This window comes from Paraeggerthella sp. Marseille-Q4926 (assembly GCF_916618935.1).
GTDB classification, from domain to species: domain Bacteria; phylum Actinomycetota; class Coriobacteriia; order Coriobacteriales; family Eggerthellaceae; genus Paraeggerthella; species Paraeggerthella hominis.
Genome location: NZ_CAKAKF010000004.1, coordinates 217,345 through 241,886 on the forward strand (window position 1 = coordinate 217,345; position 24,542 = coordinate 241,886).

The following is a 24,542-nucleotide window of genomic DNA, read 5'->3' on the forward strand; positions in this document are numbered from 1 at the left end:
TCATTCACGCTCCTGCACGGTTACATGGACCGTGTCGCCGATACCTTTACCAAGTTCGCTTCGTATGCCTTTCAATATACCCACTATATAGCAAACAGAGCCGTCTTCGTTTTTCACTCCCATGTTGACGATGCTCCCGTCGTAGGGAATCCCGTCGAACGTGACACGGGCTTTGACGCGGCCTTTTCCGAACTCTTGGCGAACGTCGTAAGGAAACGGAACGTACGCGCCGCCTTTTCCAATTTCCGATGAACGAATAACCGCATCGTATTCGTATACCGCAGGATTCATAATGGTCCCTCGCTTCGAGCATCCGAATGAATAAGGAGCATGATAAAACAAAAAGCGCCCGAAGGCGCTTGTTTGAAAACTGGCGGAGGAGGAGGGATTCGAACCCTCGTCACCGGGGTTGCCGGTGAAACGGTTTTCGAGACCGCCGCATTCAACCACTCTGCCACCCCTCCGCTTGGGGTGTCGAGGCTATGCCCCGTACTGCAAACGCGCCCTTAAAGGGCGCGGAATTAATCTGGCGGAGAGATAGGGATTCGAACCCTAGGTACTCTTTTGGAGCACACACGATTTCCAATCGTGCACCTTCGGCCAGCTCGGTCATCTCTCCGCTTCATGGAATTGCACACCTGAATCGAAACCAGGTCGTGCAGCGAGTATGTAGTATACAACAGCCCTTACGTCCCCACAAGCAATAAATTTCACCTTCACGAGCTTCCCAACCACAGCCCTCATCAATCCAAACCCATGCGCCCGGCGCGAAACAACCTTCGCTCGGCAAGCACGCCGCCTTGCCCGAAAATCACAGCGCATCACCGCGGCGTGCCGCCGCACACGCCCATCGGAAGCAAGCCCTGAAAAGCAGCAAGCCGACCGCTGCGCGCGGTCGGCTTGCTCTCAACTTATGGGAAGCACCTATTACGAAGCTTCTGCAGGCTGGCCGGAGCCTTCGCTCTTCTGCTCGCCTTCGGAAGAAGCATTGTCAGCGTTTCCGGAGTTGTTGGAAGAGTTATCGGCGCTACCTGCTTGCGCGCCCTGATCGGTGGAATTACCCGACTGAGCAGCAGATTCGTCCGTCTTGTACTTCGTCACGTCCACGTTGTAGGGAACGTCAGCAGGCATGTCGTTGATCTTCACGTCAGACGCCTCGCGCTGCTCATCGACCCACTTCTGGTACGCCTCGGACTGAGCCTGAGACTTCAAAGACTGCTTGATCGTATCCAGCCAGTCGGAAGGAATCTGATCGACGCTGGTGATCTCCACCTTTTCAGTGCCGTCTTCAGCCTTGGTCTTGGGAGCCTCGTACACATCGGTGCACTTGATGATATGGATGCCGTACGTGCTGGTCACCAGCCCGCTTACCTGGTCTTTCTGCAGGTTGTTGAGCGCATCTTGATACTCGGTCACCAGCTTGGAGGTCTTATCCCAGCCGATGTCGCCACCCTTTTCGGCGGAAGCGGTGTCGTGCGAGTACTCCTTAGCAGCTTCAGCGAAATCAAGCGCGCCGGAGTTGATCTTGTCCAACACTTCCTGGGCGGTTGCCTCGGCACCGCTATCGAACAGGATATGGGAAGAGCGACGCGCGCCGTCGTAGGCAGTTGCATACATCTGCGCATACTGAAGCTGGTCCGCTTCGCTGGGATCCTCATCGACGGTGAACGATTCCTTCAGGTACTTGTCTGTGAGCTGCAGCTTGACCTCTGCGCGATAATCGTCTTCGGTCATGCCGGACTGTTCGAGCGCGGCCTGCCACTTCTCATCGTTTTCGTAGTTGCTCTTCATCTGGTCGACGTAGCCGTTCACTTCCGCGTCATCAACCGTGACGCCGCGATCAGCCGCGTGAGCCCTGATAACCTCGCGCGTTACGAACGCATCGATGACCTGTTCTCGGAATTCTGCAGGATTCTTATCGAGCTGGACAAGATACTTGCCCCAAGAATCCTCATCGGTCATGCCGTACTGGGTTCTCAGGTTTTCGATGTACTTAGTCACATCGCCTTCGGAAATTTCGACGCCGTTCACCGTGGCTGCCACGCTGTCGGTGCCGGAACCACCCGAGGATCCGTTGCCTCCCGTGCAGCCTGCCAGCCCCCAAACGCACGCAGCGGAGATGCCAACAGCACACACGGTCTTTACAAGATGCAGCTTTTTCATAAGACCCTTCCCTCGAACACGCGTGGTCTTCGCAGTTCATCTGCAAATAACCTGCATGTAAAGATACTGGGCCGTATTTTCGCATACGCACGAAATAGGGTCTCACCTTGCACAAGAAGCCCATGTTCGATTCACAGTCCCCACGCCAGGTTCAGGGAAAACCCTGATACGAAAAGCGCCGCCTCGCATGAGACGGCGCTTGGAACTGCCTTGACTGAAAAGCCTATTTCTTGTTGGCCTTCTTACGCTCGGTAGCGGAAAGAATGCGCTTGCGCAGGCGAATGCTCTTCGGGGTGATCTCCACCAGCTCGTCGCCTTCAATGTACTCGAGCGCTTCCTCAAGCGTGAAGGTTTGCGGGGGAGTCAGCTGGATGGCCTTGTCGGCGCCCGACGAACGCTGGTTGCCCAGCTGCTTCGACTTCGCAATGTTGACCACCATGTCGCCCTCTTTCGCGGACTGGCCCACGATCATGCCCTCGTAGCAATCCTCGCCCGGACCGACGAACAGCTTGCCGCGCTCCTGCAGGGCGTCGAGCGCATACGCAACGCTCTTCTCGGTGGACATGCTGATCAGCGAACCGTTCTTGCGGCCGCCGAACTCGCCGCGATACGGCCCGTACTCGCTGAAGTGGTGGAACATGGTGGCTTCACCGCGCGTGACGTTCAAAAGGCGCGTGCGCAGGCCCATGGTGCCGCGCGAGGGAATCTTGAACACGAGGTGCGTCTGATCGCCGCGCTGGAACATGTCGGCCATTTCGCCGCCGGCGCTGCCGAACACCTCGATCGCCTTGCCGGCGTACTCGCTCGGCACGTCGACGGTTGCTTCCTCGATCGGCTCAAGCTTGCGTCCCTGCTCGTCCTTCTTGATGAGGACGCGCGGACGGCCCACTTGGAACTCGAACCCTTCGCGGCGCATGGTCTCCATGAGAACCGAAAGGTGCAGCACGCCTCGACCGGCAACCTCGACGCCGGACTTGTCCTCAAGCTCTTGGATGCGCATGGAGATATTGCTCTCCGCCTCGCGCATCAGGCGCTCTTTCAACTGGCGAGCGCCCACGATGTCGCCCTCGCGGCCCACAAGGGGGCTGGAAGACGCTTCGAACACGATAGCGATGGTGGGCTCTTCAACCTGGATGGGATCAAGGCGAATGGGGTTGTCGCGACTGGTTACCATATCGCCGATGTCAGCGTCGTCCACGCCCACCACGGCCACGATATCGCCCGCGTGCACCTCGGGCTTTTCCTTCTTGCCCAGCTCCTCGAACGTGAACACCTGCTTGATGTTGGTGTTGTAGCGCGTGCCGTCGTTCTTGATGACCAGCACGGGTTCCCCTTTGTGGATGGTGCCGGAGAACAGGCGACCGACGCCGATGCGCCCGACGAAGCTGGAGTGGTCCACCGTGCAGATCTGCAGCGCCACAGGGCCGTTCGGCTCGCAGTCGGGGGAGGGGACCTCTTTGATGATGGTCTCCAGCAAAGGAAGCATGTTCATGTTGTCGTCGGTCGGGGCGAAGCGCGCGTAACCGTTCATGGCGCTGGCGTAGATGACGGGGAAGTCCAGCTGCTCGTCGGAAGCCTCGAGCTCAACCATCAGGTCGAACACCTCGTCAACCACTTCCTCGGGGCGCGAACCGGGGCGGTCGATCTTGTTAACCACCAAAACAATGCGCAAGCCCAGCTCAAGAGCGCGCTTCAAAACGAACCGCGTCTGAGGCATGGGGCCTTCGAACGCGTCGACGATCAACAGGGCGCCGTCGGCCATGTTCAGAACGCGCTCCACCTCGCCGCCAAAGTCGGCGTGGCCCGGCGTGTCGATGACGTTGATCTTCACGCCGTCGTAGGTGACGGAGATGTTCTTGGACAGGATGGTGATGCCGCGCTCGCGCTCCTGGTCGTTGCTGTCGAGCACGCGCTCTTCAACCTGCTGGTTCTCGCGAAACACGCCGGACGTATACAGAAGACGGTCGACAATGGTCGTCTTGCCGTGGTCGACGTGCGCGATAATGGCTACGTTGCGGATATTCTCTTGTTTCATGCCTTTCTTCTTCTTTCTATTCAAGCCACACCTAGATCGGCGCGGCGATGATCCTTGTGATAGGGCCCGCGGCGGATACCGCTCCCGTAGAGGACGATTGTCGCCCGAAACGTACGTTTTCCGCCTGAATTCCGTACGTTTCGGGCGACAATGCAGGCGCTGCCGGACAATCGATGCAACAGGGAGGAACGATCGCCGGCGAAACGGCGGCTACACGTCGTCCAACTCCTCGGCGAGGCGCCGTTCTTCCTTGTTCAATTCGTCGATATGCTCGTTCAGCGTATTGAGCGTTCGCTGCGAGGAAACCACCTGCACGATGCCCCACACCGCCGCAGCGCCTGAAATAGCGGCAACGATCCCGAACAGGCCGAACGGACGCCTGCCCGTTATGAACGCCACGATACCGCCCACGGCTGCCATAGCCATGCCGTTACGGCGTTCGTCAAGAACCACGTCGCGCTGCTTGACCAGCTGAATGCGCGCGGCAGCGATTCCCGCCATGCGCGCTTCCTCCTGGCTTCCCGTCGCGTAAACGCGATCCGACCCGTCTTGCGCACCTCGGCGCGCTGACGTGCGCGCCCCTTTGCCCTTGGTCAGGTACTCGTATGATTCTTGGAGGTTCTTGAATTGCTCGGTGGCCCGCTCTTGAAGCTTTTTGTTGCTGGCGAACCGATCAGGGTGCAGAATCTGCGCCGTTTCCTTGTAGGCGGTCTTGATGTCCTCAGGCGTCGCGTCCTCGTCAAGACCCAAGATGCGCAGTGCTTCCGTTCGGTTCATAGCTCCCCATGTGCGGTTTTCGAATGCAGCCTTCCACGAAGGCTTGGCGATGGTCGTACGAAAGAAGATTTTACCACGCTCGAGGCTTTTTCAGGGAGCGCGGCGGCGCTCTCACAGAATGGACGAATGAAAAAACGGCCTTGCGGCCGTTGAATACATGGTGGAGCATAAGGGGATCGAACCCTTGACCTCAGGCTTGCAAAGCCCGCGCTCTCCCAGCTGAGCTAATGCCCCATGTTTTGAACCTACAAGGTTCCGAACATTAATAAACGCTCCACCGGCTAACTCGGCTCACGGTGGAGCGTTTATCGCAAAAAATGGTGGGCCCGAATGGATTTGAACCAGCGACCTCACGCTTATCAGGCGTGCGCTCTAACCAACTGAGCTACGGGCCCCAAAAAAGTGCCTGGCTAGTATAACCCACTTTTGAACGATTGGTCAAGCATCGATTTTCTTAAAATTGAAAATTTTTTATCATACCTGGTCAAAGGTGTAATATAGGCTTTTCGGACGCTGTTCGAGCGCGAAACGAGGCAGGTCCTGCAATCCGATGAAGGCGGTACCGTTATAATCGAAGAAAGAATCGCATCGAAAGCTCTCCCGTGCTTCGATGCCGAGGCGAACCTTGCGAAAAGGAGCATCGATGGTACCCGTCAACGTCCAAACCCTGATAGTTTCCGCCGCTCCCACACCCTCGATCATCGTTTTGCAACCGATCGAGGAAGCCCCCCAGCAAGGCAAGTACCGCATCGTCCCCATCTGGGTCGGCGTGAACGAAGCAACCCAGATGGGCGTCGCGCTTGAGAGGGCGCGTTTCTCGCGCCCTATGACGCACGATCTGTTCTTGGACGCGCTGACGAACCTTGACGCCTGCGTCGATCACGTGGTCATCAACGACGTGAAGGGCTCGACGTTCTTCGCGCGGCTCGCCCTGCGCCAACATGACCGGCTGATAGACCTTGATGCCCGCCCGAGCGACGCGCTGGCCCTGGCGGTGCGCCAGAAGGCTCCTATCTACATCGAGGAGGACGTGCTGGAACGAGCATCGTTTCCCTACGTGCTCAAGAACCCGTCAGGCGGCGTGCCCGAACACGAGCTTGAGGAGTTCCGCCAGTTCCTTGAAGGGATTGCTCCCGAGGACTTCGAGGCTTAGCGCAAGGGCACGCTCGAACAACCGACGGCGCCCGGGACGATAAGCCAACAAGTGTGAAAGAAGGGGTCGAACCTGTTGCCGGTTCGACCCCTTCTTCAATGTTCAAGCCGTTGAACGGCTCGTTTTCTCAGCGGGAAGCGCGTCCGTGCTAGTCCTCAGCAGGTGCTTCCTCGGGGGCAGTCGCCGCGTCAGGCGCCTGCGCGTCAGTCGACTCGTCTTCCATGTCGTCGATCTGCGACTCGTCCAGCTCGTCGGCGGAACCTGGCTTCGTGGACTTCTTCTTGCCGCGGCTCGAAATCGCCACTGCGGTCACGCGGTCCTTGTCGGCCACCTTCATGACGCACACGCCCTGCGTGGAGCGGCCCAGCTCGGAAATACCCGAAACCGGGGTGCGCACGACCACGCCCTCTTCGGACATGATCATGATCTCGTCGTCCGATCCGACTATCTTCATAGCCGCGAGCAGACCCTTCTTTTCGGTCATCGTAATGGTGAACACGCCCTGGCCGCCGCGGTGATGCTCAGGGTACTCGGCGATAGGCGTGCGCTTGCCGTAGCCCTTCTCGGTGATGACGAACAGGTCGGTGTCGGGCTGCGCGATCTCCATGCCCAGCACCTTCGCGATAGGCGGCACGTTCATGCCGCGCACGCCCATGGTGTCGCGACCCATGGCGCGCACCTCGCCCTCGTCCCACATGATGGCCTTGCCGGCCGAGGAGACCATGAGCACACGCTCGCCTTGCGCAACGCGGCGCACGCTGATCAACTCGTCGTTGTCCTTCAGGTTGATGGCGATAAGCCCGTCGCGGCGCGTACGATCGTACAGTTCCATCGACGTCTTCTTCACCATGCCGTGGGCCGTGGCGAACATCAGGTACTCGTTTTCCGGGAAATCCTTCGTGGCGATGACGGCGCTGATCGTCTCGCCGCGCTCAAGCGGCAGCAGGTTCACGATAGCCGTGCCACGCGCGTGACGCGACGCTTCGGGCAGCTCGTAAACCTTCAGTCGGTACACCTTGCCCTTCGTGGAGAAGAACAGCATGTACGAGTGCGTGGAGGCGATGAACAGGTGCTCCACGTAATCGTTGTCCTTGAGGTTCACGCCCTGCATGCCCTTGCCGCCGCGCTTCTGCTGGCGGTACGTGGCAACCGGAAGGCGCTTCACGTAACCGGACTTCGTAACCGTGACCACCATGTTCTCCTCGGCGATCAGGTCCTCGACGTCCAGATCCTTCGCCGCGTCGGACAGGAGGGTCTTGCGGGGGGTACCGTACTTCTTCTTGACCTCCAGCAGCTCCTCCTTGATGATCTCACGCACGAGAGCCGGATCGCTCAGAACGCGCTTGTAGTACGCGATGCGCTCAAGCAGTTCGTTCAACTCGCTTTCGATCTTCTCGCGCTCCAAGCCGGTCAGACGACGCAGGCGCATCTCCAAGATGGCATCGGTCTGCTTCTTCGACAACCCAAAGCGCTCGGTCAAGCGCTCGCCGGCCTCTTTGTCGGTTTGGGACGAGCGGATGATGCTGATAACCTCGTCGATGTTATCGAGCGCGACAATCAAGCCTTCCAGGATATGAGCGCGTTCTTCGGCTTTCGACAGCTCGTAGCGCGTACGGCGCACGATGACGTCTTCCTGGTGAGCGATGTAGTAATGCAGCATCTCCTTGAGGGAAAGGACGCGCGGCACGCCGTCCACCAGCGACAGCATGATCACGCCGAAACCCACCTGCAGCTGGGTGTACTTGTACAGCTTGTTGAGCACCACCTGCGGGATGGCGTCCTTCTTCAGGTCGATGATGATGTCGATGCCGTGACGATCGGCGCCGTCGTGGATGTTGCTGATCTCGGGAAGCTTCTTCTCGCGAACCAGCTCGCCCAGCTTCTCCAGCAAACGCTGGCGGTTCACCTGGTAGGGAATCTCGGACACCACGATGGAGCTGCGGCCGTTCTTGCCCTCCTGCACCGAGCACTTGGCGCGCACGGTCAGCGAGCCGCGGCCCGTTTCATAGGCATCCAGGATGCCCTTCTTGCCCATGATGATGCCGCCGGTGGGGAAGTCCGGGCCGGGAAGCGCCTTCATCAGCTCGGCGGTTTCGATCTCCGGGTTGTCCAGCATAAGGCACGTCGCGTCGATCGTCTCGCCCAGGTTGTGCGGCGGGATGTTGGTGGCCATGCCGACGGCGATACCCGACGAGCCGTTGACCAGCAGGTTCGGAAAGCGAGCCGGAAGCACCGTGGGCTCTTCCAAGCTTTCGTCGTAGTTCGGCTGGAAGTCAACCGTCTCTTTGTCTAGGTCGCGCAAGAGCTCCATGGCGGCCTTGTCCAAGCGGGCCTCGGTGTAACGCATGGCGGCGGCGGAGTCGCCGTCGATGGAGCCGAAGTTGCCGTGCCCGTCGATCAGCGGGACGCGCAGCGAGAACGGCTGAGCCAGGCGCACCATGGTGTCGTACACCGCGGAGTCGCCGTGCGGGTGGTACTTGCCGATAACGTCGCCGACCGTACGGGCCGACTTCATGTGCGGGCGGCTGGGCGTGTAGCCGCTTTCGTTCATGGCGTACAGGATGCGGCGGTGAACCGGCTTCAAGCCGTCGCGTACGTCGGGCAGGGCGCGCGACACGATAACGCTCATGGAGTACTCCAAGAACGAAGTCTGCATCTCTTTGCCCAGGTAGGCGCTGCGAACGATGGTGCCCTCGCCGCCGTTGGCGCCCTCGACGATGGATCCATGGGGGTTGCCCATGGACGACGTGTCGATCAGCGCGCGAGCCTTGTCTTCCTCGGACACGCCGGCACCTGCGACGGGCGTTGCATGCGCCTCCGCGGCTTCCGTTTCCTCGTCGGCGCTCTCCTCGGCATCGGCGTCGGCCTCGGCGCGGGCGATCAACTCGTTCAGCTTGTCGTCACGTTCGCCGGAGCCGTCGATGGGGTCGAATTCTTCAGTATTGTCTGCCACTTGCCTTCTCCTTAGATGTCCAGGAATCGGACGTCACGGGCGTGCTTCTGGATAAACTCCTTGCGAGGCTCAACCAAATCGCCCATCAGCTCGGACACAACGCGCTCGGCTTCGGCGGCGTCGTCGATGTTCACCTGCAGCAACGTGCGCGTGGCCGGCTCCATGGTGGTCTCCCACAGCTGTTCGGGATCCATTTCGCCCAAACCTTTGTAGCGCTGCACGTCGAACTTGTTCGGGTCGTCGTACTCGGCCAGCGTTGCGGACAGGGCGGACTCATCGTAGATGTAGCGCTCGATCTTCGGGTTGCGCGAGTTCTTCTTCTTGAGGCCGAAGATGGGAGGCTGCGCGATGTAGATGTAGCCGCGGTTGATCAGCTCCGGCATATAGCGATAGAAGAACGTCAGCAGCAGGCAGCGGATGTGCGCGCCGTCGACGTCGGCGTCGGTCATGATGATGATGCGGTGGTAGCGCGCCTGATCAGCGTCGAAGTCGTCGCCGATATTCGTGCCGATCGCCGTGATCAGCGAGCTGATGGTGTCGCTCGAAAGCGAACGGTGCAGGCCCGCGCGCTCCACGTTGAGGATCTTACCGCGCAAGGGCAGGATGGCCTGCGTCTTGCGGTCGCGGGCCTGCTTGGCAGAGCCGCCTGCGGAATCGCCCTCTACAATGAAGATTTCGGACTCGGCCGGGGTCTTCGACGAGCAGTCGGCCAGCTTGCCGGGAAGCGCGAACGAATCCAGCACGCCCTTGCGACGCGTCATCTCGCGCGCTTTGCGCGCGGCTTCGCGGGCCTTGAGGGCCTGGGTGGCCTTGCCGATGATGCGCTTGGCGGGGGTGGGATTCTCTTCCAGGTACTCGGCCAAGCCCTGCGTGACCGCGTTCTGCACGAGCGGGCGGATCTCGGTGTTGCCGAGCTTCGTCTTCGTCTGCCCCTCGAACTGCGGATCGTGCAACTTCACCGAGATGACGGCGGCGCAGCCTTCGCGCGTATCGTCGCCGGACAGGTTGGAGTCCTTCTCCTTGAGGATGCCCTTGTTGCGCGCGTACTCGTTGATCGTGCGCGTGACGGCCTGCTTGAAGCCGTCGAGGTGCGTGCCGCCCTCGTGCGTGTTGATATTGTTCGCGAACGCCATGACCGAGTTCGTGGAATACGAAGTGGACCACTGCATTGCCACTTCCACCGTGCCGTCAGCGTTTTCAGCCTCGAAGTAGATGGGCTTGTTCAGCGTTTCCTTGCCCTCGTTCAAGAACTTCACGAAGTCGACGATGCCGCCGGCGAACTGGAACACGTCCGTGCGGGGGTTACCGTCGGCGTCGGTTACGCGCTCGTCGTGCAGCACGATCTTCAAGCCCTTGTTGAGGAAGGCCATTTCGCGGAAGCGGCTTGCCAGGGTGTCGTAATCGTACACCGTGGTCTCGGTGAAGATCTCGGGATCGGGCCAGAACGTCACTGTAGTGCCGGTGTGCTTAGCCGGACCCGTTTCGTGAAGCTTCGTAGCCGTCTTGCCGTGATCGAAATCGATCTCGTACGCCTTTCCGTCGCGGCGCACGCACACGGCCACGCGGCTGGAAAGCGCGTTCACAACGGACACGCCTACGCCGTGCAGGCCGCCGGACACCTTATAGCCCTCGCCGCCGAACTTGCCGCCGGCATGCAAGATGGTGAGAACCACCTCGACCGTAGGGATTTTCTCCTTCGGGTGCTTATCCACGGGAATACCGCGACCGTTATCGTCGACCGTGATCGAGTTGTCTTCGTGAATCGTCACTTCGATCTGGTCGCAGTAACCGGCCAAAGCTTCGTCCACGGCATTGTCGACAACCTCGTACACCAAATGGTGAAGGCCACGAGGACCTGTCGAGCCGATATACATGCCCGGACGCTTGCGGACCGCCTCCAGGCCCTCGAGGACCTGAATGTCAGAACCGTCGTAATGGTCAGGTTTCTTTGCCACTGACATGCTCCTTTTGTAGTGCGATGCGTGAGTGAGGCGCGTCGGCGCCAACCTATAAAGTTTACCACAGGTATTCGTGGTACGAATAAAATACATCACGTTTGAAGGCTTTGAGAAGCCTTGTAAGACACGATCTTAGAACTGAACGTCGTTTTTAACGTCTTTCGATGTTTTGCGTTGCAAATCAGCAATCATGGCTTTCTCGAGCGCACGGCGAACAGCGGCGTTGTCCACCGTGGCAACAAGCTCCTCCACCGCCGCGGTCTCCTCGGGCGCCAAAGAGCGGCGCGCAGCAGGACGTACGGGCGCGCCGGAGGCTCCGACACCGGGCTCGTCGGCGGAATCAGGCCGAAAAGGATGCCTCGATTTCATATCGAAGCGCGATGGCTTGATGCAGAACGCCTCCACGTGCTCGCCTTGCTCGTTGAGCTTCATTTTGAGAAATTCCTGCCGCGCGTCAAGGTCGGATCGAATCATGCTGTCATCCGAATACACTACCAACACGGTGCCGCCATCCGTCACCCTCGCCGCCGCGCGCGCGTCGTCCACATCATCCGCCCGCATGACGTACACCGCGTTGATATGGTCGAGAACCATAGGCGCCGCATCTTTGTAAACGGCTTCGACGGCTTTTCGCCACATGACCTTCACCGCTGCCGCGCGACGAGCGCGGGCTCCGGAATCGTCCCCTGCGCCGAACGAAGCCATCAATTCTTTCAAGCCGCTTCCCAGCGTTTTCACGACCGATCGCCTCGATCCCCCAAGCGGACCACCCGAGCGCGTGCAAGCAGATCCTCGTCGAAATACGATAAATTCGTCGTGGTTATGAACGTCTGAATATCCCCGGCCACAAACGACACGAGCGCTCGGCGTCGGGCGGAATCAAGCTCGCTCATCACGTCGTCGAGCAACAGCACGGGCTTCTGCCCCAGAATATCCTGGATAAGCGACGCCTCGGCAAGCTTGAATGCCAGAACCACCGAGCGCTGCTGCCCTTGGCTCCCGAACACGCCCGCGTTGCTTCCATTTATGAAGAACTCGATTTTGTCCGCATGGGGCCCTACGAGCGCGCGGCGGCGCGCACGTTCGTCAGGAAGCCGCTTCTGCAGCGCGCACGACAGCGAGGCGCGCGCCTCGTCGCGACCGAACGAGTACGAGCGCGACACGCTTGGATCGTGATCTTCCCACGACGGCACATAGCACGCCGTCAAGGACTCACGACCTTCGGTAATCTCGGAATAGTAAGAACTCATCGAGCTTGCCAGCTTCTCAAACAACGCGCTGCGGTAGCACGCCAGCTGCGCGCCACAGGTGACGATCATCTCGTTCATGCTCTCGATGAGCAGCGAAGACGAATCTTCCTTGAGAAGATGATTCTTATGGCGAAGCACTTTTTCGTAGTCGCGTCGAATCAAGTAGTGATTCGCGGAAAGCTGAGAGCCCAGCGAATCGAGAGCGGCGCGGCGGACGGACATGGAACCCTTCGACAACTCCAAATCGTCGGGTGTGAACGTCACCGAAGGAACAAGGCCCTTCAAATCTGCCGTGCGCTTGGGCTTCCCGTTCAACAGGTGCTTCTTCTTCCCCTCGGACAACTGGACGCCCAGAGTCAATTGACGGCTTCCGTCGGTGACATCCGCCTGCAACCGACCGAACGAAGAACCGGCGCGCACCAGTTGAGGCACCGTGGGATTCCTGAACGACGATTGAGCCGTTAGAAGCTGCACCCCTTCGATAATGTTCGTCTTGCCTGCAGCGTTCGGCCCGACGAGCACCGTCAAAGGACCGATGTCGCTCAAGGCGAACGCTTCATAGCTCCGAAAATCGCAAAACGAGATATGAGATATGCGAAGATCCACCGCGGACGCTTCTCCCGCTTTACGAAATGCGAACTGGCATGACCAAGTAGAGGTAGTTCTCCCCTTCGTCAGCCTTGAAGATACCGGGCTTGAGCGCGGACTGGACTTCCAGGTACACCTTATCGGTCGCGACCGACGACAAGCCGTCCAAAACGTACGCGTAGTTGAACGCGATCTCGACGTCTTCCCCCTCGCCTTCGCACGGAAGGGTTTCCTGAGCAGTACCCACGTCCTGAGCCACGGCCGATAGCTGGGCGGTTTGAGACGCTATGTTGATATCGAACTTAACCGGAGAGCTCGTCTGCCCCAGAAGAGACGTACGCTTCACGCCGGCCACCAGATGACCGACTTCCATGCTCACGCGCGTGACGTACGAATCAGGGAGCAGTTGGCGGTAGTTGGGGAAGTTTCCCTCGATGCGGCGGTTGATGAACACGGTGTCGTGGTAGGTCACGACGATCTGGTTCTCGGCCAACGCAAGCTTGAGCGGATCGTCGGTACGCTGCATGGACGCAATCTCCTGCAAGAACGAACCCGAGATAACCGCTTGGAAATCCTCTGCCGCCGAATCGGGAAGGTCAGCTTCCGTGATAGCCAGACGATACGAATCGGTGGCGACCATCTTGAGCAGCGTCCCTTCCAGCGTGATGAGCACGCCGGTCAGGATCGCGCGGCTCTCATCCTTCGACACCACGCGAGCCACACGCTTGACCATCGAGGCAAATTGCGAGAACGGAATAGAAATTTCCTGCTGCACGTCAACATGCGGGAAACCGGGGAAATCCTCGGCATCAAGCGTTTTGATCGAGAACGACGACGTGTCGCAGGTGATGACTGCTGAATCGTTTTCAGCATGAACATGCACGGCGGCGTCGGGAAGGTTCTTCACGATTTCGGAGAACAGCTTGCCGGGGAACACGGCTTTGCCTTCTTCCTCTACCAAAGCCGGCACGGCATACTGGATGGAAAGCTCAAGATCGGTTGCCTGAAGCGTGAGCGTGTCGCCGCGCGCATCCAGGTAAATGCCCGACAGAATAGGCAGCGTCGAGCGCGTAGCGATACCCTTCAAAACGACGGACAGGGCATTCTGCAGTTCCGTTTGGTTGATGCTGAATTTCAAGCCGCTCCCTTTCTCTTGCTCTCTATGGTTCCGGTTCAGTATCGCACAATCAATCCGTTTTCACGTTTGCCACCATGATAAAAGCTCTGCCGCGCACGGCAAGCGCACGTGAAGAAAAGGACTCGGAACACGGATCTGCTCATGTATCAAAAGTATGCTTGCAGGAAGTACGGCAGCGTTGCGTGAACATTCAAAAAGAATGGACGTTTGAAATTGAAGAGATGCGACCAAAGGGATGTCCTACACACGTGGCCGAAACGTGCATGTTTCACGTGAAACATGCACTGAGCGAGCGCACGGGTATAAGTTCTTCGTGACGCTCGCAAAGAATCATGATCTTAGGTTTTGGGTTTTAAGGGGTCTTCCCTAAATATATATAAGGTTTTAATAGTTGTAATAATAAGGGCGGTGGAAAAGTGGATAACTATTAAAATACCAGATCAGAAGCTGAAAATAATACCTTTCTAGATGTTTAGATCCAGTACCCTCCATCAACATGAATTATTGCTTATATTATCTTTCCAGAGGGTTTCGGGGGTTTTCTTCAACTTGTCAGTCATATTTCAGTCATCTTTCCTCCGAACGTTCGTGCGCCCGCCGAATGGATCGGGCGGGCGCACGAACAAGGCTATATTTCCCTGATAATTTGCCGGAGCGTTTCAAGCTCTTCGCGAAGCTCCCGGTTCTCCTTCATTTTCGCCTCGATGTTCGAGACCGAATACATGACGGTCGAATGGTCGCGGTTGAACTTCTTTCCGATGTCGCTGTACGGTATATCGACCATTTCACGGCATAGGTACGTGGCGATCTGTCGTGCGTAGGTGATGTTGCGCGTTCTTTTCTTTCCTACGAGATCGGCGTGGCTCACCTTGTAAAACGTTTCGACTTCCCTTTGGATATCGGCAATGGTCAGGCGTTTCGACGGGCCTCCTGAGAAGTGATTCTCAAGCAGCGCGCGCGCATCGTCGAGCTTCAGGTTCGGTTGGTTGAAAAACGTCATCTGATAGATAACCTTCGTGACGGCGCTTTTCAATTCTCGGATGTTCGAGCTCGAGCTTTCCGCTATGTACATCTGAATGTCTTCGGGAATATTGAAATCTTGAGACCCCTCCGCATCCCGGTATTCCTGAACGAAGCTTTTCACGATGCCCAGTTTCGTCTCGATCTCGGGAGGCTGGATGTCGAACGTCCCGCCCGAATTGAATCGGCTTTTGTAACGCTCGTCGATGTCGATGTTCTTGGGAGCGCGGTCTGCGGAGAGCACGACTTGCTTTCCCTGGCTGGTCAGCTTGTTGAAGATCTGGAACACGATGTCGAGCGTCTGCTTCTTTCCTTGCAGATACTGAACGTCGTCGATCAGCAGCACGTCGGCTTCTTCGTAGCGCGTTTTGAAGTTCTTGTAGCTGGATTTCTGCTTGTCGTGCGCCGCGCTTGCTTCGGTGTATTCCGATAAGAACTCGGCCGAGTCCACGTAAATGGTGGACAGCTGGGGGATGTTCTCGCTGATGTAATTTTGGATCGCGCGCATGAGGTGCGTTTTCCCCAACCCTGATTTTCCATAGATGAACAGGGGATTTAAGTGCGCTTTACCCGGCATTTCCGCAACGGCGACCGCCATGGAGTACGCCATGCGGTTGGAATCGCCTATGACGAAGTTCTCGAACGTGAGCGTGGACGTCGGACCGTCTTGTCCGGTCTCCGCGTTCTCGCCGTCTTCGCTGCCGCTTTCCTCTATTTTTGGGGCGACGTCTTCCACGAGCGGTTCTTCCGGGCGCAACGTCGGTGCGGGCTCCACTGCGGCCGCCGGCGTCGGCATCGGTACAGCGGGTCGTTCCTGGCGCGGCGCGCTGCTCGCCGCAGGCGTCGGCATCTCGTCAGCGGCGGTGATGTCCACTTCTATGATGACGGTGAACGAAACATGGAACAGGTCTTCGAGCGCTTGCTTGATGAACCCGACGTAATGACGCTCGATCCACGTTTTGATGAAGTCGTTATCGGCCGTCAGCATGAGAAAATCCTCGCTCATCGCCTGGGGATGCAGGCGGGAGAAGAAGGCGCTGATCTGTGACGGGTCTATGTTATTGTAGCTTTTGACCTGGTCGCATACTTCTTGCCAGGTTTCTTCGAGTTTTTGGCTGTTCATACGCTGCTTCCTTGGTGGGTTCGCCCCCGCCCGGGGAGCGACGATGGCGTGCTCCCAATGGCCGTCCGCTTCGTGTTCGATTGTATATAAAACGATAGGGTCAGGCAAAGGGTTACAGGGAAATGGCTACCTGGTATCCCAGATCCGTCAGAATGCGCTTCTGCCCCGCGGTTTTCTCTATCAGTCCGGCTTGCTCGAGCTTCGTCAGCGTTACGTACGTGCTCGATTGGGGAACGCCGGTGATGCGCACCAGGTCGGTTACGCCGAGTGCCCCTTCGTTCAGGAATATAGGAAGGAAATCTCGCTCGCGTTGGGACAGGGGCGGCACCAGCGGCGTGACGGAATGGTGCGGATAACCCGCTTGAGGCATGGACGGCACTGCCGCCGTGGGGTACCCGTAGGCGGGCGCTTGCATCGGATATCCTGTCGTACCGTACGGTTGTGCTTGCTGACCAGGGTAAACGGTTCCCGGCATAGCGCTCATCGGGGCCATGTGCTGGATGGGCTGCATAGGTTGAATAGGCTGTGCCGGCACCGTGTAGCCCTGTGCTTGGGGTTGGTACGCCTGCTGTTGGTAGAGGTTTTCCTGATAAGGCTGCACGGCTTGTGCGCCCTGAGCCTGGGGCTGCCTTGCGGGTCCTTCCGCCACGGCGTCAAACAGCTCCTGCACTGCCGACTCGCTCGGCTGCAGGCTGATGGTGACGACGGATCCGGTTCCCAGGTTGTCCTCTATGGTTATGGTTCCGTGGGAGAAGTCCAGGTATTCCTTCACGATGGGAAGCCCCGACCCTACGCCGCGGATGTACTGCTTCATAGACTCGACCGCCGAGGAGAACCCCGGAAGCTGTGCCTTGTCTTTCTGAAATATCCCCGGCCCCTGGTCGGCGAAGCGAATCGTGTTTCCACCGTCCAGGATGGACACGGTCACCTCGGCGAATTGGGCGTGGATGAAGTTTTCCGACACCTCTCGGATCACCGTGTACGGGATGGTTCCTCCGCTGAGCTTCGCTTGTTCGTAAATGCTCGATGCGAGGTTTTCAATGTAATCCGCCGTCGGTGCGGGGTTGATCTCGGTGACGCGCGGCGCGCTCTTGAGATCGTCGTACAAAGCTATGCGCGCGATCGAGTCGACATGTGCATAGTCGTACAACGCCGAGTTTTCATCGGGCGTTTTACCTTGGTGATCTGCTTTTTCAGTCTGGTTGTTCAATTCTGTTCCGTTTTTCAGATCCGATATTCAGCATTTTTCAATGACTTTCAACGGCATTGTATACGTTTTCAACTTTAGAATCTATCCACCTGGGATATTCAATGCGTTTCATTGCGGATATTCCCGTTTTCCAGAAAAGAAAATCGACTATCTACGCGGCCTTTTCAGCGTTTTCCACTTTTTATTCAAAAATTGTGGAAAACTTTGAAGAAAAGAAAGAACCGAGAAGAAACCCATAGTGAAAAACTCTTGGGAAATGTTGATAGAACCGTGGTCGGGCGCGATCGAAGGGCGTCTGTTTAACGCACCATCGGCCATAGCTGAACGGTTTTCCTGAAACAGTGGATTTGTATCACCTACGTCAAAGAACGCCCTCTTCAAAAGCTAGAGCTTTATAAAACACCAGTTCAGAAGCCTAATTATTCAGTTGAAAACAACTAATGCCTGATGAGGGGCTTGTAAAAATAAGCAAATTCATATCTTGACAAAACAGCGAAATTGGAGATTTCCACAATGATGCTCGAATGAAATAAGAGTTTTCAACATTTTCCACAATTTGGTTTCTCGCTTTTGGGGATAAGTCTGTTTAGCGGGGCTCTTTTCACGCTTTCGGAAGCGATTCAACGCTGTTTTCAGCATGAGCATGGCGTTTGACATCGACGAGGGAAACGGGCGTTCTTGTTGGCAGTATGTTGAAACGCGTATTCGGGGGTCTTTTCGATCGAGTCGACGAGTGGTGAGCGTGCAGCGGGTAGGCAGTGCGACCCAGCGCGAAGACTTGAAACGGAGTTGGTTTGTTCTTGTGAGTTTCGCTTGACTACGCCGTAACCTGCGCTATACTTTCGAGGTTGCTCTAAAACCATGAAAGGGAATCAATATGAAGCGCACGTATCAACCTAACACTCGTAAGCGGGCTAAGTGCCACGGTTTCCGTGCTCGTATGTCGACGAAGGGCGGCCGCAAGGTGCTGGCTGCTCGCCGCGCAAAGGGCCGCAAGCGTCTCTGCGTGTAAAGAGAGCGAGATTGGAGACGATAAAGTCCCGCGAGGACATCTCCGATCTGTTCTCTTGCGGCAAGCGTTTGCATACGCCGTACCTTACGCTCATAGTGTTACCCACGAAGCAGCACGGCCTCAATGGTCGTGTTGCTTTTGTTGCGGGTAAAAAGCTAGGGAACGCCGTCTGGCGCAATAGCGCAAAGCGGCGTATGCGCGCAGTCTGTCATGAGCTCGGAGGGCCTTGGAAGGGCTTCGATGTGATATTTCTCGCGAAGTCGGGTATTTGCAGGGGTTCTTATAGTAAAGTGCTAGCAGCATGCGACGAGACGTTGGAACGCGCGGGGATCCGATAAGGTCGATCGATATGAAGGCTTTTGTAAAGCGCTTGCCGTGTACCATTGCGGTGATGCTGATCACCTTCTATAGGGCCGCTATATCGCCCCTGTTTCCTTCTTGCTGTCGTTTTACGCCGACATGTTCCGAGTACGGACTCATAGCGTTTCAACGCTACGGGTTTTGGAAAGGCTTGAAGCTCACGTTCAAACGTGTGCTGCGCTGCCGTCCGGGAGGTCCGCACGGCTACGATCCAGTACCGTAGGATTGTAGAAGCGGCCTTCTTTGGTATAGAGGAAGGAACAACATACAATGTGGGACGTAATCAAGGACTGGGTGTTTAACATCATCCATTTCTTCTACGATTTTTGCGGCGACTGGGGACTCGCCATCATCGTCGTCACGGTGATCTTCCGTGTGCTCATCTCTCCCTTGATGCACAAGCAGACGAAGTCTTCCTATCAGATGCAGAAGGTTCAGCCTCTGATGCAGGAAATCCAGCGTAAGTACGCTGATGATCCTCAGCGTCAGCAGGAGGAGATGCAGAAGCTGTACGCCGAGGCGAAGTTCAACCCGCTGGCCGGCTGTCTGCCGATGCTGCTTCAGATGCCTATCTTCATCGCGCTGTTCCAGGTGTTGAGCGAGATGGGTTCCCGTACGCAAGGCACCACGTATGAGTTCTACAACCTGGTTCCCAGCTTGGTTATGCGTCCTTCCGAGGCGTTTTCCATGGGATTTGGAACGTTTGTTCCCTATCTGATCCTTATGGTCGTGTTCGCTGCCGCCACGTTCTTGCCCATGATTCTCATGCAGATGGGCAACAAGGATAACCCGCAGCGCAAGCAGACCATGATCATGGCGGCCGTCATGAGCGTTTTCATGCTGTGGATCAGCTGGGGCTCTCCTGCCGGCGTGCTCTTGTTCTGGGGCGCTTCGTCGCTCATCGGCATTGCTCAGCAGCAGATTTCCATGCGCATCATGAAGAGGCGCGACGCTGAAGCTGCCGAAACTATCGAGGTTAAGCCTATCGAGGTTGACGTTACCCGTAAGGTGAAGAAGCCGCGCCCGACCAAGAAGGACACCGTCAAGAAAAGGTAGCTCGGCGGTGTTTCACGTGAAACACCCCAGCTTTTCTGTTTCGATAAAAGGAGTCTGTTATGGCTGAAGAGTTGGTTGAAAACGTTGAGGAGTGCATCGATCCCTCTGAGATTGATTCCACCGAGTTGACCGATGAGGAGCTTGATCGTATTGCTGATACTGCGATCGGTGCCCTGCAGGATATCCTCAAGTATTTCGACGTTGGAGAAGTCACTATCGATGAGTACGAGGGTGACGAAGGCGAGCTGATTCTTGATATTACCGGTGACGATCTGGCCGTGCTTATCGGTCGCCACGGTAAGACGCTTGATGCCCTGCAGTTCTTGGTATCGGCGATCACGGTGCGGACGATCGGCTTCCGTTATCCGGTTATCGTAGATGTCGAGGGCTATAAGGGGCGTCAGCGAGAGAAGCTTGAGTCGATTGCTCGTTCTTCAGCGAATCGCGCTGCAAGTCAGCACCGCAGCGTCAAGCTTCGTCCAATGACTCCTTACGAACGCCGAATCGTTCACATTACGCTTCGTGACGACAAGCGCGTTGAGACTGCTTCTGAAGGCGAGGGAAGCGCGCGCCACGTGGTGATTCTTCCTCGATAACGGCACGTTCCTTGTTTTGATCGAAAGCCCGTATCTTCGGATACGGGCTTTTTCATGTTTGAAAGTTTCACGTGAAACATTCCTTTATACTACAGAGGACATCTTATGAAGGAGCATGCATGCACGAAGATCTACTGAAGCGACACCTCGAGCTTGTTATAGAGGCAAATAAAACAACGAATATCACTCGAATTTCAACATGGGACGAAGGTATGCTCCTGCATGTGCAGGATTCTCTCATAGGTCTGCCGGAGTTGAATGATGCTCCCGAGGGTTGGTATGTGGATATAGGATCGGGTGCGGGATATCCGGGGATACCGTTGGCAATAGAAAGCGGGAGAAAGACGCTCCTCGCCGATTCAGTAGGCAAGAAAACCGCTATACTTGACGGTATTATTGCTCAACTTGGCCTTAGCTCGGTAGAAACCTACACGGGGCGAATAGAGGACCTCGCACGAGAGCATCCGGGTGAATTCGCTGTAGTCACCGCTCGTGCATTGTCTCGAGTTTCCGTGCTTATGGAATTCGCGTCGCCTCTTCTGCAAAAAGGCGGCCGCTTAATCTGTTATAAAGCCCGTATGGAAGATGATGAGCTAGACCACGCGCTATCGTTGCAGGAAACGCTAGGTATGACTCTCGTGTCTGATCGAACGCTTGAATTGGAAGATCGGTGTCGTAGGATCATGTGCTTCGAGAAAACGGCGAAGCCAAAGATTAAGCTTCCCCGTAAAACAAGTTTTGCCCAAAAACGTCCTCTCTAAGGGTGTTTCACGTGAAACACTGGCAGAGTAGAGCGGTTGTGGGAATGCTCCGTTTCAAGGGGAGCGCTTTATATAAGATGCAAACAAGGTATACTGTCGTTGCGGTTAAGAAAGGGGGTCCCTGTGGGACTATTCGATAGTCTTAAACGAGACAAAAAGCCAGCCGAGACTGTCAAGCGTGACGAAACCATACTTGTTGAGGATGATTTGTCGATCGATCATATAGAAGTGGTTGAGCGAGAGGTTCCCGCTAAAGTGGAGGAACCTGCTCCGCCGAAGCCTATCAAATCGTTCAAGGATAAGGCTCCGGTGAAGCATGTGGTTGGTCAAACCAAGGTTATGGCCATTATCAACCAAAAAGGCGGCGTCGGTAAATCTACGACGGCGATCAACCTTTCAGCTGCTCTAGGAGAGCTTGGCAAGCAGGTTTTGCTCGTTGATTTGGACCCTCAAGGGAATTCCTCAAGCGGCTTGGGCATCGAGAAGAGCCAGGTGTCCAACTGTATTTACGATGTCCTGCTCAATGATGTGCCTATCGAGAACGTGATCATTCCCGATGTATGCGACGGTCTTGACGTCATTCCAGCTACCATCAACCTTGCTGGCGCTGAAGTCGAGCTTGTCTCCGAGATGGCACGAGAGAACCGTTTGAAAGACTCCGTTGGAAGTCTGCGCGGCAAGTACGACTACGTTTTCATAGATTGTCCGCCTTCCCTTGGGCTTCTTACCGTGAACGCATTAGTAGCTGCGGACAAGCTGCTTATTCCTATCCAGTGTGAGTTCTATGCACTGGAAGGTGTGACAAAACTTCTTGATTCAATGAAACGTGTCAAAACTCGCCTTAATCCTACTTTGGATATCTTCGGCGTGCTTTTGACTATGTACGATGGACGTACCACGCTCTCGCGGCAGGTGGTAAGCGAGGTGCGCGGTTATTTTGGAAAAACTGTCTTTACGACATTGATCCCTCGTACCGTTAAGTTGTCCGAGGCACCAAGCTTCGGGCAGCCTATTACGCAGTACGACCCGTCGGGAAAAGGTGCTCAGTCGTATGTGGAGCTTGCAAAGGAAGTGATTCAGCGTGGCTAAGTCGGCGAAAAGTGGTTTGGGACGAGGTCTGAACTCGCTGCTGGGAGGTGCTTTCGAAGAAGCGGCTCCTATCGAGTCCGCTCCGAAGCGGGTGTTGGTGGAAAATGAGCAAGAGGAAGCCCCCCGTCCTCCTCGTTCGGCACCGAGTGAACCGGCGCGTCCTCTTGACGATGCAAGCGTCAGAATCACCTCTTTTCCTGCTGAAGGCGAATCTATCGTCGAAGAAGGAAGCCAGGTAACCATCAAAAGCGTGGTGCAACGTAATACGGACGAAGTTGCTATCGAGTCCATTAGCCCGAACCCCGATCAGCCTCGTACGAATTTCAAGCGCGAGGAATTGGAGGAGCTTGCTGCTTCCATCGAAAAAGACGGGTTGTTGCAGCCTATCCTGGTAAGGCCGCTCGGCCAGCAAACGTATCAGATCATAGCCGGAGAGCGCCGTTGGCAAGCGTGCAAGCTTGCTGGCTTGAAGAAGGTTCCCATTCGCATCAAGGAAGCTGACGACGATCGTTCTTTAGAGCTTGCACTTGTTGAGAACATCCAGCGTTCCGATTTGAACCCTATCGAGGAAGCGTACGGGTATCGTCGCTTGATGGAGCGCTGCAACTTTACTCAGTCTGAAGTTGCGCAAGCTATGTCGAAGGGTCGCTCGACCGTTGCGAACGCGTTGAGGTTGCTTGAACTTCCTGAAGAAGCGCAGCAGCTTTTGTTCGAGGAGAAGATTACGGCAGGCCATGCTCGTGCGATTCTATCCATTCCGACCAAGGAAGGCCGTCAAAAGCTCACCGATAAGATTATTGCGGATAAGTTGACGGTGCGGGAAGCTGAAGCAATCGCGCGTTTGATGTCGGGTAAGAAGAACGAATCCGCTCAGCCGAAGGCTCCGCTGCCTAAAACTTACAAAACCGTCGCTCGTGCTTTGAAAGATGCTCTGCATACGAATGTAAGGGTTAAGTCGGTCAAAGGGAAGAATAAGATAGAAATCGAATTCAAAGACGAAGAGGATCTTGAAAGATTGTTCGAGGAGCTGCTTTCTAAGCCCTCATAATGATTTAGACGAGTCTGTACTCAAGAAACACCAATATATGACGTTAGAAGGGCTTAGAAGAGCTCTTCTAACGTCATAGTACTTTAAATAGGTTATCTATCCTTGGTTTTTATGATACGTATTTTTTAACTGTCCGCACGCTCCGTCGATATCGGAGCCGCGAGAATCACGCAAGGTAGCTTCGGTGCCGTGCTTCTGAATTTCACGGAGCCAGGTTTCAATGGTTTCCTGATCGCTCGGTTGAAAAACGGAATCGGGAACGGCGTTGATGGGAATCAGGTTGACATGGCAGTGAAGACCGGAGCAGAACTCTTTCAGTTTGGAAAGCTCTGCATTCGAATCGTTCACGCCTTCTATCATGATGTATTCCAACGTCACGCGACGGTTGGTTTTCTCGACGTACGACTGTAGCGCCTGCTTGAGGTTTTTAAGCTTGAAGCGATCGACTTTCGGCATAAGCAAATCGCGGGTGCCTTGTGCGGCGGAGTGAAGCGATACCGCAAGCGTGAACTGCTCGGGCTCCGTGGCGAACTTTTCTATACCGGGAAGTATGCCGCAGGTTGAAATGCTAATGTGGCGCGCGCCAATTCCGACTGCCTTCGGGTCGTTGAGTATGCGCAGCGCGGCAAGCGTATTGTCGTAGTTAAGGAACGGTTCGCCCTGTCCCATGCCCACAGCGTTCGTGACCCGCGTTCCCGTGTCCTTCTGGATCAAGAGTATTTGGTCCACCATTTCACCCGGAAGGAGGTTCCTGGTGAACCCTTCCCTTCCCGTTGCGCAAAAGGCACATGCCATGCCGCACCCAGCTTGTGTCGAGAAGCATACTGTCAAACGATCTCCGCTTCTTGAGGGTATGGCAACCGTTTCGACGCACACGCCGTCTTCGTACGATATAAGGTATTTTCTGGTGCCGTCGCTCGATATTTGACGGTCAACTACCGAAGGAGCATCTATCGAGAACTTTTCAGCAAGAGATGATCTGAACGCTGCAGGGAGATTCGACATTTCATCAAACGACTGCACGTTGTGTGTATAGAGCCATTCGTAGAGTTGCTTTGCGCGGAATGCCGGCTGTCCCAGGTCTTTCACAATCTGAGTAAGACCGTCGAGTGTATAAGCTTTAATTGAAGTATTCATGCCGGTCATTATACATGTTTCACGTGAAACATTGCTCCTCTCGCACCATGGTTTTCGCTCGGTGTTGCTCGTTTTGCTATACTGCTGACGTTCGTATCCATAGGGTGAAAGAAGG

General features: G+C 56.1%; 21 protein-coding genes and 4 tRNA genes. 9 read left to right on the top strand and 16 right to left on the bottom strand.

Annotation, left to right across the window (positions count from 1 at the left end):
- The 8 genes from LG373_RS09550 to LG373_RS09585 all read right to left on the bottom strand — a co-directional run bounded on the left by LG373_RS09550 (position 1) and on the right by LG373_RS09585 (position 5,370).
- Complete coding sequence (locus tag LG373_RS09550) at positions 1–291, bottom strand: DUF1905 domain-containing protein (RefSeq protein WP_114566349.1); 291 nt, start codon at positions 289–291, stop codon at positions 1–3.
- 80 nt (positions 292–371) lie between these two features.
- Positions 372–464: transfer RNA gene (locus LG373_RS09555), tRNA-Ser, on the bottom strand.
- Between the two features lie 63 nt (positions 465–527).
- Positions 528–619 (bottom strand) — tRNA-Ser (locus LG373_RS09560).
- Positions 620–927: 308 nt separating this feature from the next.
- A complete protein-coding gene (locus LG373_RS09565) occupies positions 928–2,163 on the bottom strand; it encodes a peptidylprolyl isomerase (protein WP_225749666.1) in 1,236 nt (411 codons plus the stop codon).
- 223 nt (positions 2,164–2,386) lie between these two features.
- The gene (gene typA / locus LG373_RS09570) at positions 2,387–4,198 is read right to left on the bottom strand and encodes a translational GTPase TypA (RefSeq protein ID WP_114566351.1); all 1,812 of its coding nucleotides are present in this window, start codon (positions 4,196–4,198) and stop codon (positions 2,387–2,389) included.
- 210 nt (positions 4,199–4,408) lie between these two features.
- On the bottom strand, positions 4,409–4,975 hold the full coding sequence (locus tag LG373_RS09575) for a J domain-containing protein (RefSeq protein WP_225749667.1): 567 nt from the start codon (positions 4,973–4,975) through the stop codon (positions 4,409–4,411).
- 158 nt (positions 4,976–5,133) lie between these two features.
- Positions 5,134–5,209 (bottom strand) — tRNA-Ala (locus LG373_RS09580).
- Between the two features lie 84 nt (positions 5,210–5,293).
- Positions 5,294–5,370 (bottom strand) — tRNA-Ile (locus LG373_RS09585).
- Positions 5,371–5,618: 248 nt separating this feature from the next.
- On the opposite strand from LG373_RS09585, the gene LG373_RS09590 reads away from it, so the two are divergent.
- Positions 5,619–6,128 carry a bifunctional nuclease family protein gene (locus LG373_RS09590; protein WP_114566354.1) on the top strand — a complete coding sequence of 170 codons (510 nt, stop codon included), beginning with the start codon at positions 5,619–5,621 and terminating at the stop codon, positions 6,126–6,128.
- Positions 6,129–6,276: 148 nt separating this feature from the next.
- Here LG373_RS09590 and gyrA read toward each other — a convergent pair whose 3' ends face one another.
- From gyrA to LG373_RS09625, 7 genes are all read right to left on the bottom strand, one after another.
- On the bottom strand, positions 6,277–8,868 hold the full coding sequence (gene gyrA, locus LG373_RS09595; protein WP_225749790.1) for a DNA gyrase subunit A: 2,592 nt from the start codon (positions 8,866–8,868) through the stop codon (positions 6,277–6,279).
- Between the two features lie 224 nt (positions 8,869–9,092).
- A complete protein-coding gene (gene gyrB, locus LG373_RS09600) occupies positions 9,093–11,042 on the bottom strand; it encodes a DNA topoisomerase (ATP-hydrolyzing) subunit B (RefSeq protein ID WP_181792524.1) in 1,950 nt (649 codons plus the stop codon).
- Between the two features lie 129 nt (positions 11,043–11,171).
- Positions 11,172–11,777: a phosphoadenosine phosphosulfate sulfotransferase gene (locus tag LG373_RS09605; RefSeq protein WP_216529254.1), complete on the bottom strand. Its 606-nt coding sequence runs from the start codon at positions 11,775–11,777 to the stop codon at positions 11,172–11,174.
- Positions 11,774–12,895: a DNA replication/repair protein RecF gene (locus LG373_RS09610; protein ID WP_216529253.1), complete on the bottom strand. Its 1,122-nt coding sequence runs from the start codon at positions 12,893–12,895 to the stop codon at positions 11,774–11,776. Before LG373_RS09610 ends, LG373_RS09605 begins: the two co-directional genes overlap by 4 nt.
- A 19-nt stretch (positions 12,896–12,914) precedes the next feature.
- Positions 12,915–14,015, bottom strand: coding sequence for a DNA polymerase III subunit beta (gene dnaN / locus LG373_RS09615; protein WP_114566358.1), 1,101 nt, complete (start codon positions 14,013–14,015; stop codon positions 12,915–12,917).
- Between the two features lie 628 nt (positions 14,016–14,643).
- Entirely contained in the window at positions 14,644–16,158 is a 1,515-nt protein-coding gene (gene dnaA / locus LG373_RS09620) for a chromosomal replication initiator protein DnaA (RefSeq protein ID WP_216529252.1), read from the bottom strand.
- Positions 16,159–16,270: 112 nt separating this feature from the next.
- Positions 16,271–17,368 (bottom strand): ATP-binding protein, encoded by a 1,098-nt coding sequence (locus LG373_RS09625; RefSeq protein ID WP_225749668.1) that lies wholly within the window; start codon positions 17,366–17,368, stop codon positions 16,271–16,273.
- Positions 17,369–18,245: 877 nt separating this feature from the next.
- On the opposite strand from LG373_RS09625, the gene rpmH reads away from it, so the two are divergent.
- The 8 genes from rpmH to LG373_RS09665 all read left to right on the top strand — a co-directional run bounded on the left by rpmH (position 18,246) and on the right by LG373_RS09665 (position 23,290).
- Positions 18,246–18,380, top strand: a complete 135-nt coding sequence (rpmH, locus tag LG373_RS09630; RefSeq protein ID WP_013981168.1) for a 50S ribosomal protein L34 — start codon at positions 18,246–18,248, stop codon at positions 18,378–18,380.
- An 11-nt stretch (positions 18,381–18,391) separates the two neighbouring features.
- A complete protein-coding gene (gene rnpA / locus LG373_RS09635) occupies positions 18,392–18,718 on the top strand; it encodes a ribonuclease P protein component (protein WP_123191618.1) in 327 nt (108 codons plus the stop codon).
- A gap of 11 nt (positions 18,719–18,729) precedes the next feature.
- Positions 18,730–18,963: a membrane protein insertion efficiency factor YidD gene (gene yidD / locus LG373_RS09640; RefSeq protein WP_114566361.1), complete on the top strand. Its 234-nt coding sequence runs from the start codon at positions 18,730–18,732 to the stop codon at positions 18,961–18,963.
- A 47-nt stretch (positions 18,964–19,010) separates the two neighbouring features.
- A complete protein-coding gene (locus LG373_RS09645) occupies positions 19,011–19,796 on the top strand; it encodes a YidC/Oxa1 family membrane protein insertase (protein WP_114566362.1) in 786 nt (261 codons plus the stop codon).
- Between the two features lie 59 nt (positions 19,797–19,855).
- The gene (locus LG373_RS09650) at positions 19,856–20,392 is read left to right on the top strand and encodes a R3H domain-containing nucleic acid-binding protein (protein ID WP_114566363.1); all 537 of its coding nucleotides are present in this window, start codon (positions 19,856–19,858) and stop codon (positions 20,390–20,392) included.
- 119 nt (positions 20,393–20,511) lie between these two features.
- Positions 20,512–21,153 (top strand): 16S rRNA (guanine(527)-N(7))-methyltransferase RsmG, encoded by a 642-nt coding sequence (gene rsmG, locus LG373_RS09655; protein WP_114566364.1) that lies wholly within the window; start codon positions 20,512–20,514, stop codon positions 21,151–21,153.
- A gap of 123 nt (positions 21,154–21,276) precedes the next feature.
- The gene (locus LG373_RS09660) at positions 21,277–22,242 is read left to right on the top strand and encodes an AAA family ATPase (RefSeq protein ID WP_321191394.1); all 966 of its coding nucleotides are present in this window, start codon (positions 21,277–21,279) and stop codon (positions 22,240–22,242) included.
- Positions 22,235–23,290 (top strand): ParB/RepB/Spo0J family partition protein, encoded by a 1,056-nt coding sequence (locus tag LG373_RS09665; protein ID WP_225749669.1) that lies wholly within the window; start codon positions 22,235–22,237, stop codon positions 23,288–23,290. Before LG373_RS09660 ends, LG373_RS09665 begins: the two co-directional genes overlap by 8 nt.
- Before the next feature lie 96 nt (positions 23,291–23,386).
- Here LG373_RS09665 and rlmN read toward each other — a convergent pair whose 3' ends face one another.
- Positions 23,387–24,427 carry a 23S rRNA (adenine(2503)-C(2))-methyltransferase RlmN gene (rlmN, locus tag LG373_RS09670; RefSeq protein WP_216529335.1) on the bottom strand — a complete coding sequence of 347 codons (1,041 nt, stop codon included), beginning with the start codon at positions 24,425–24,427 and terminating at the stop codon, positions 23,387–23,389.
- Positions 24,428–24,542 lie beyond the last annotated feature (115 nt).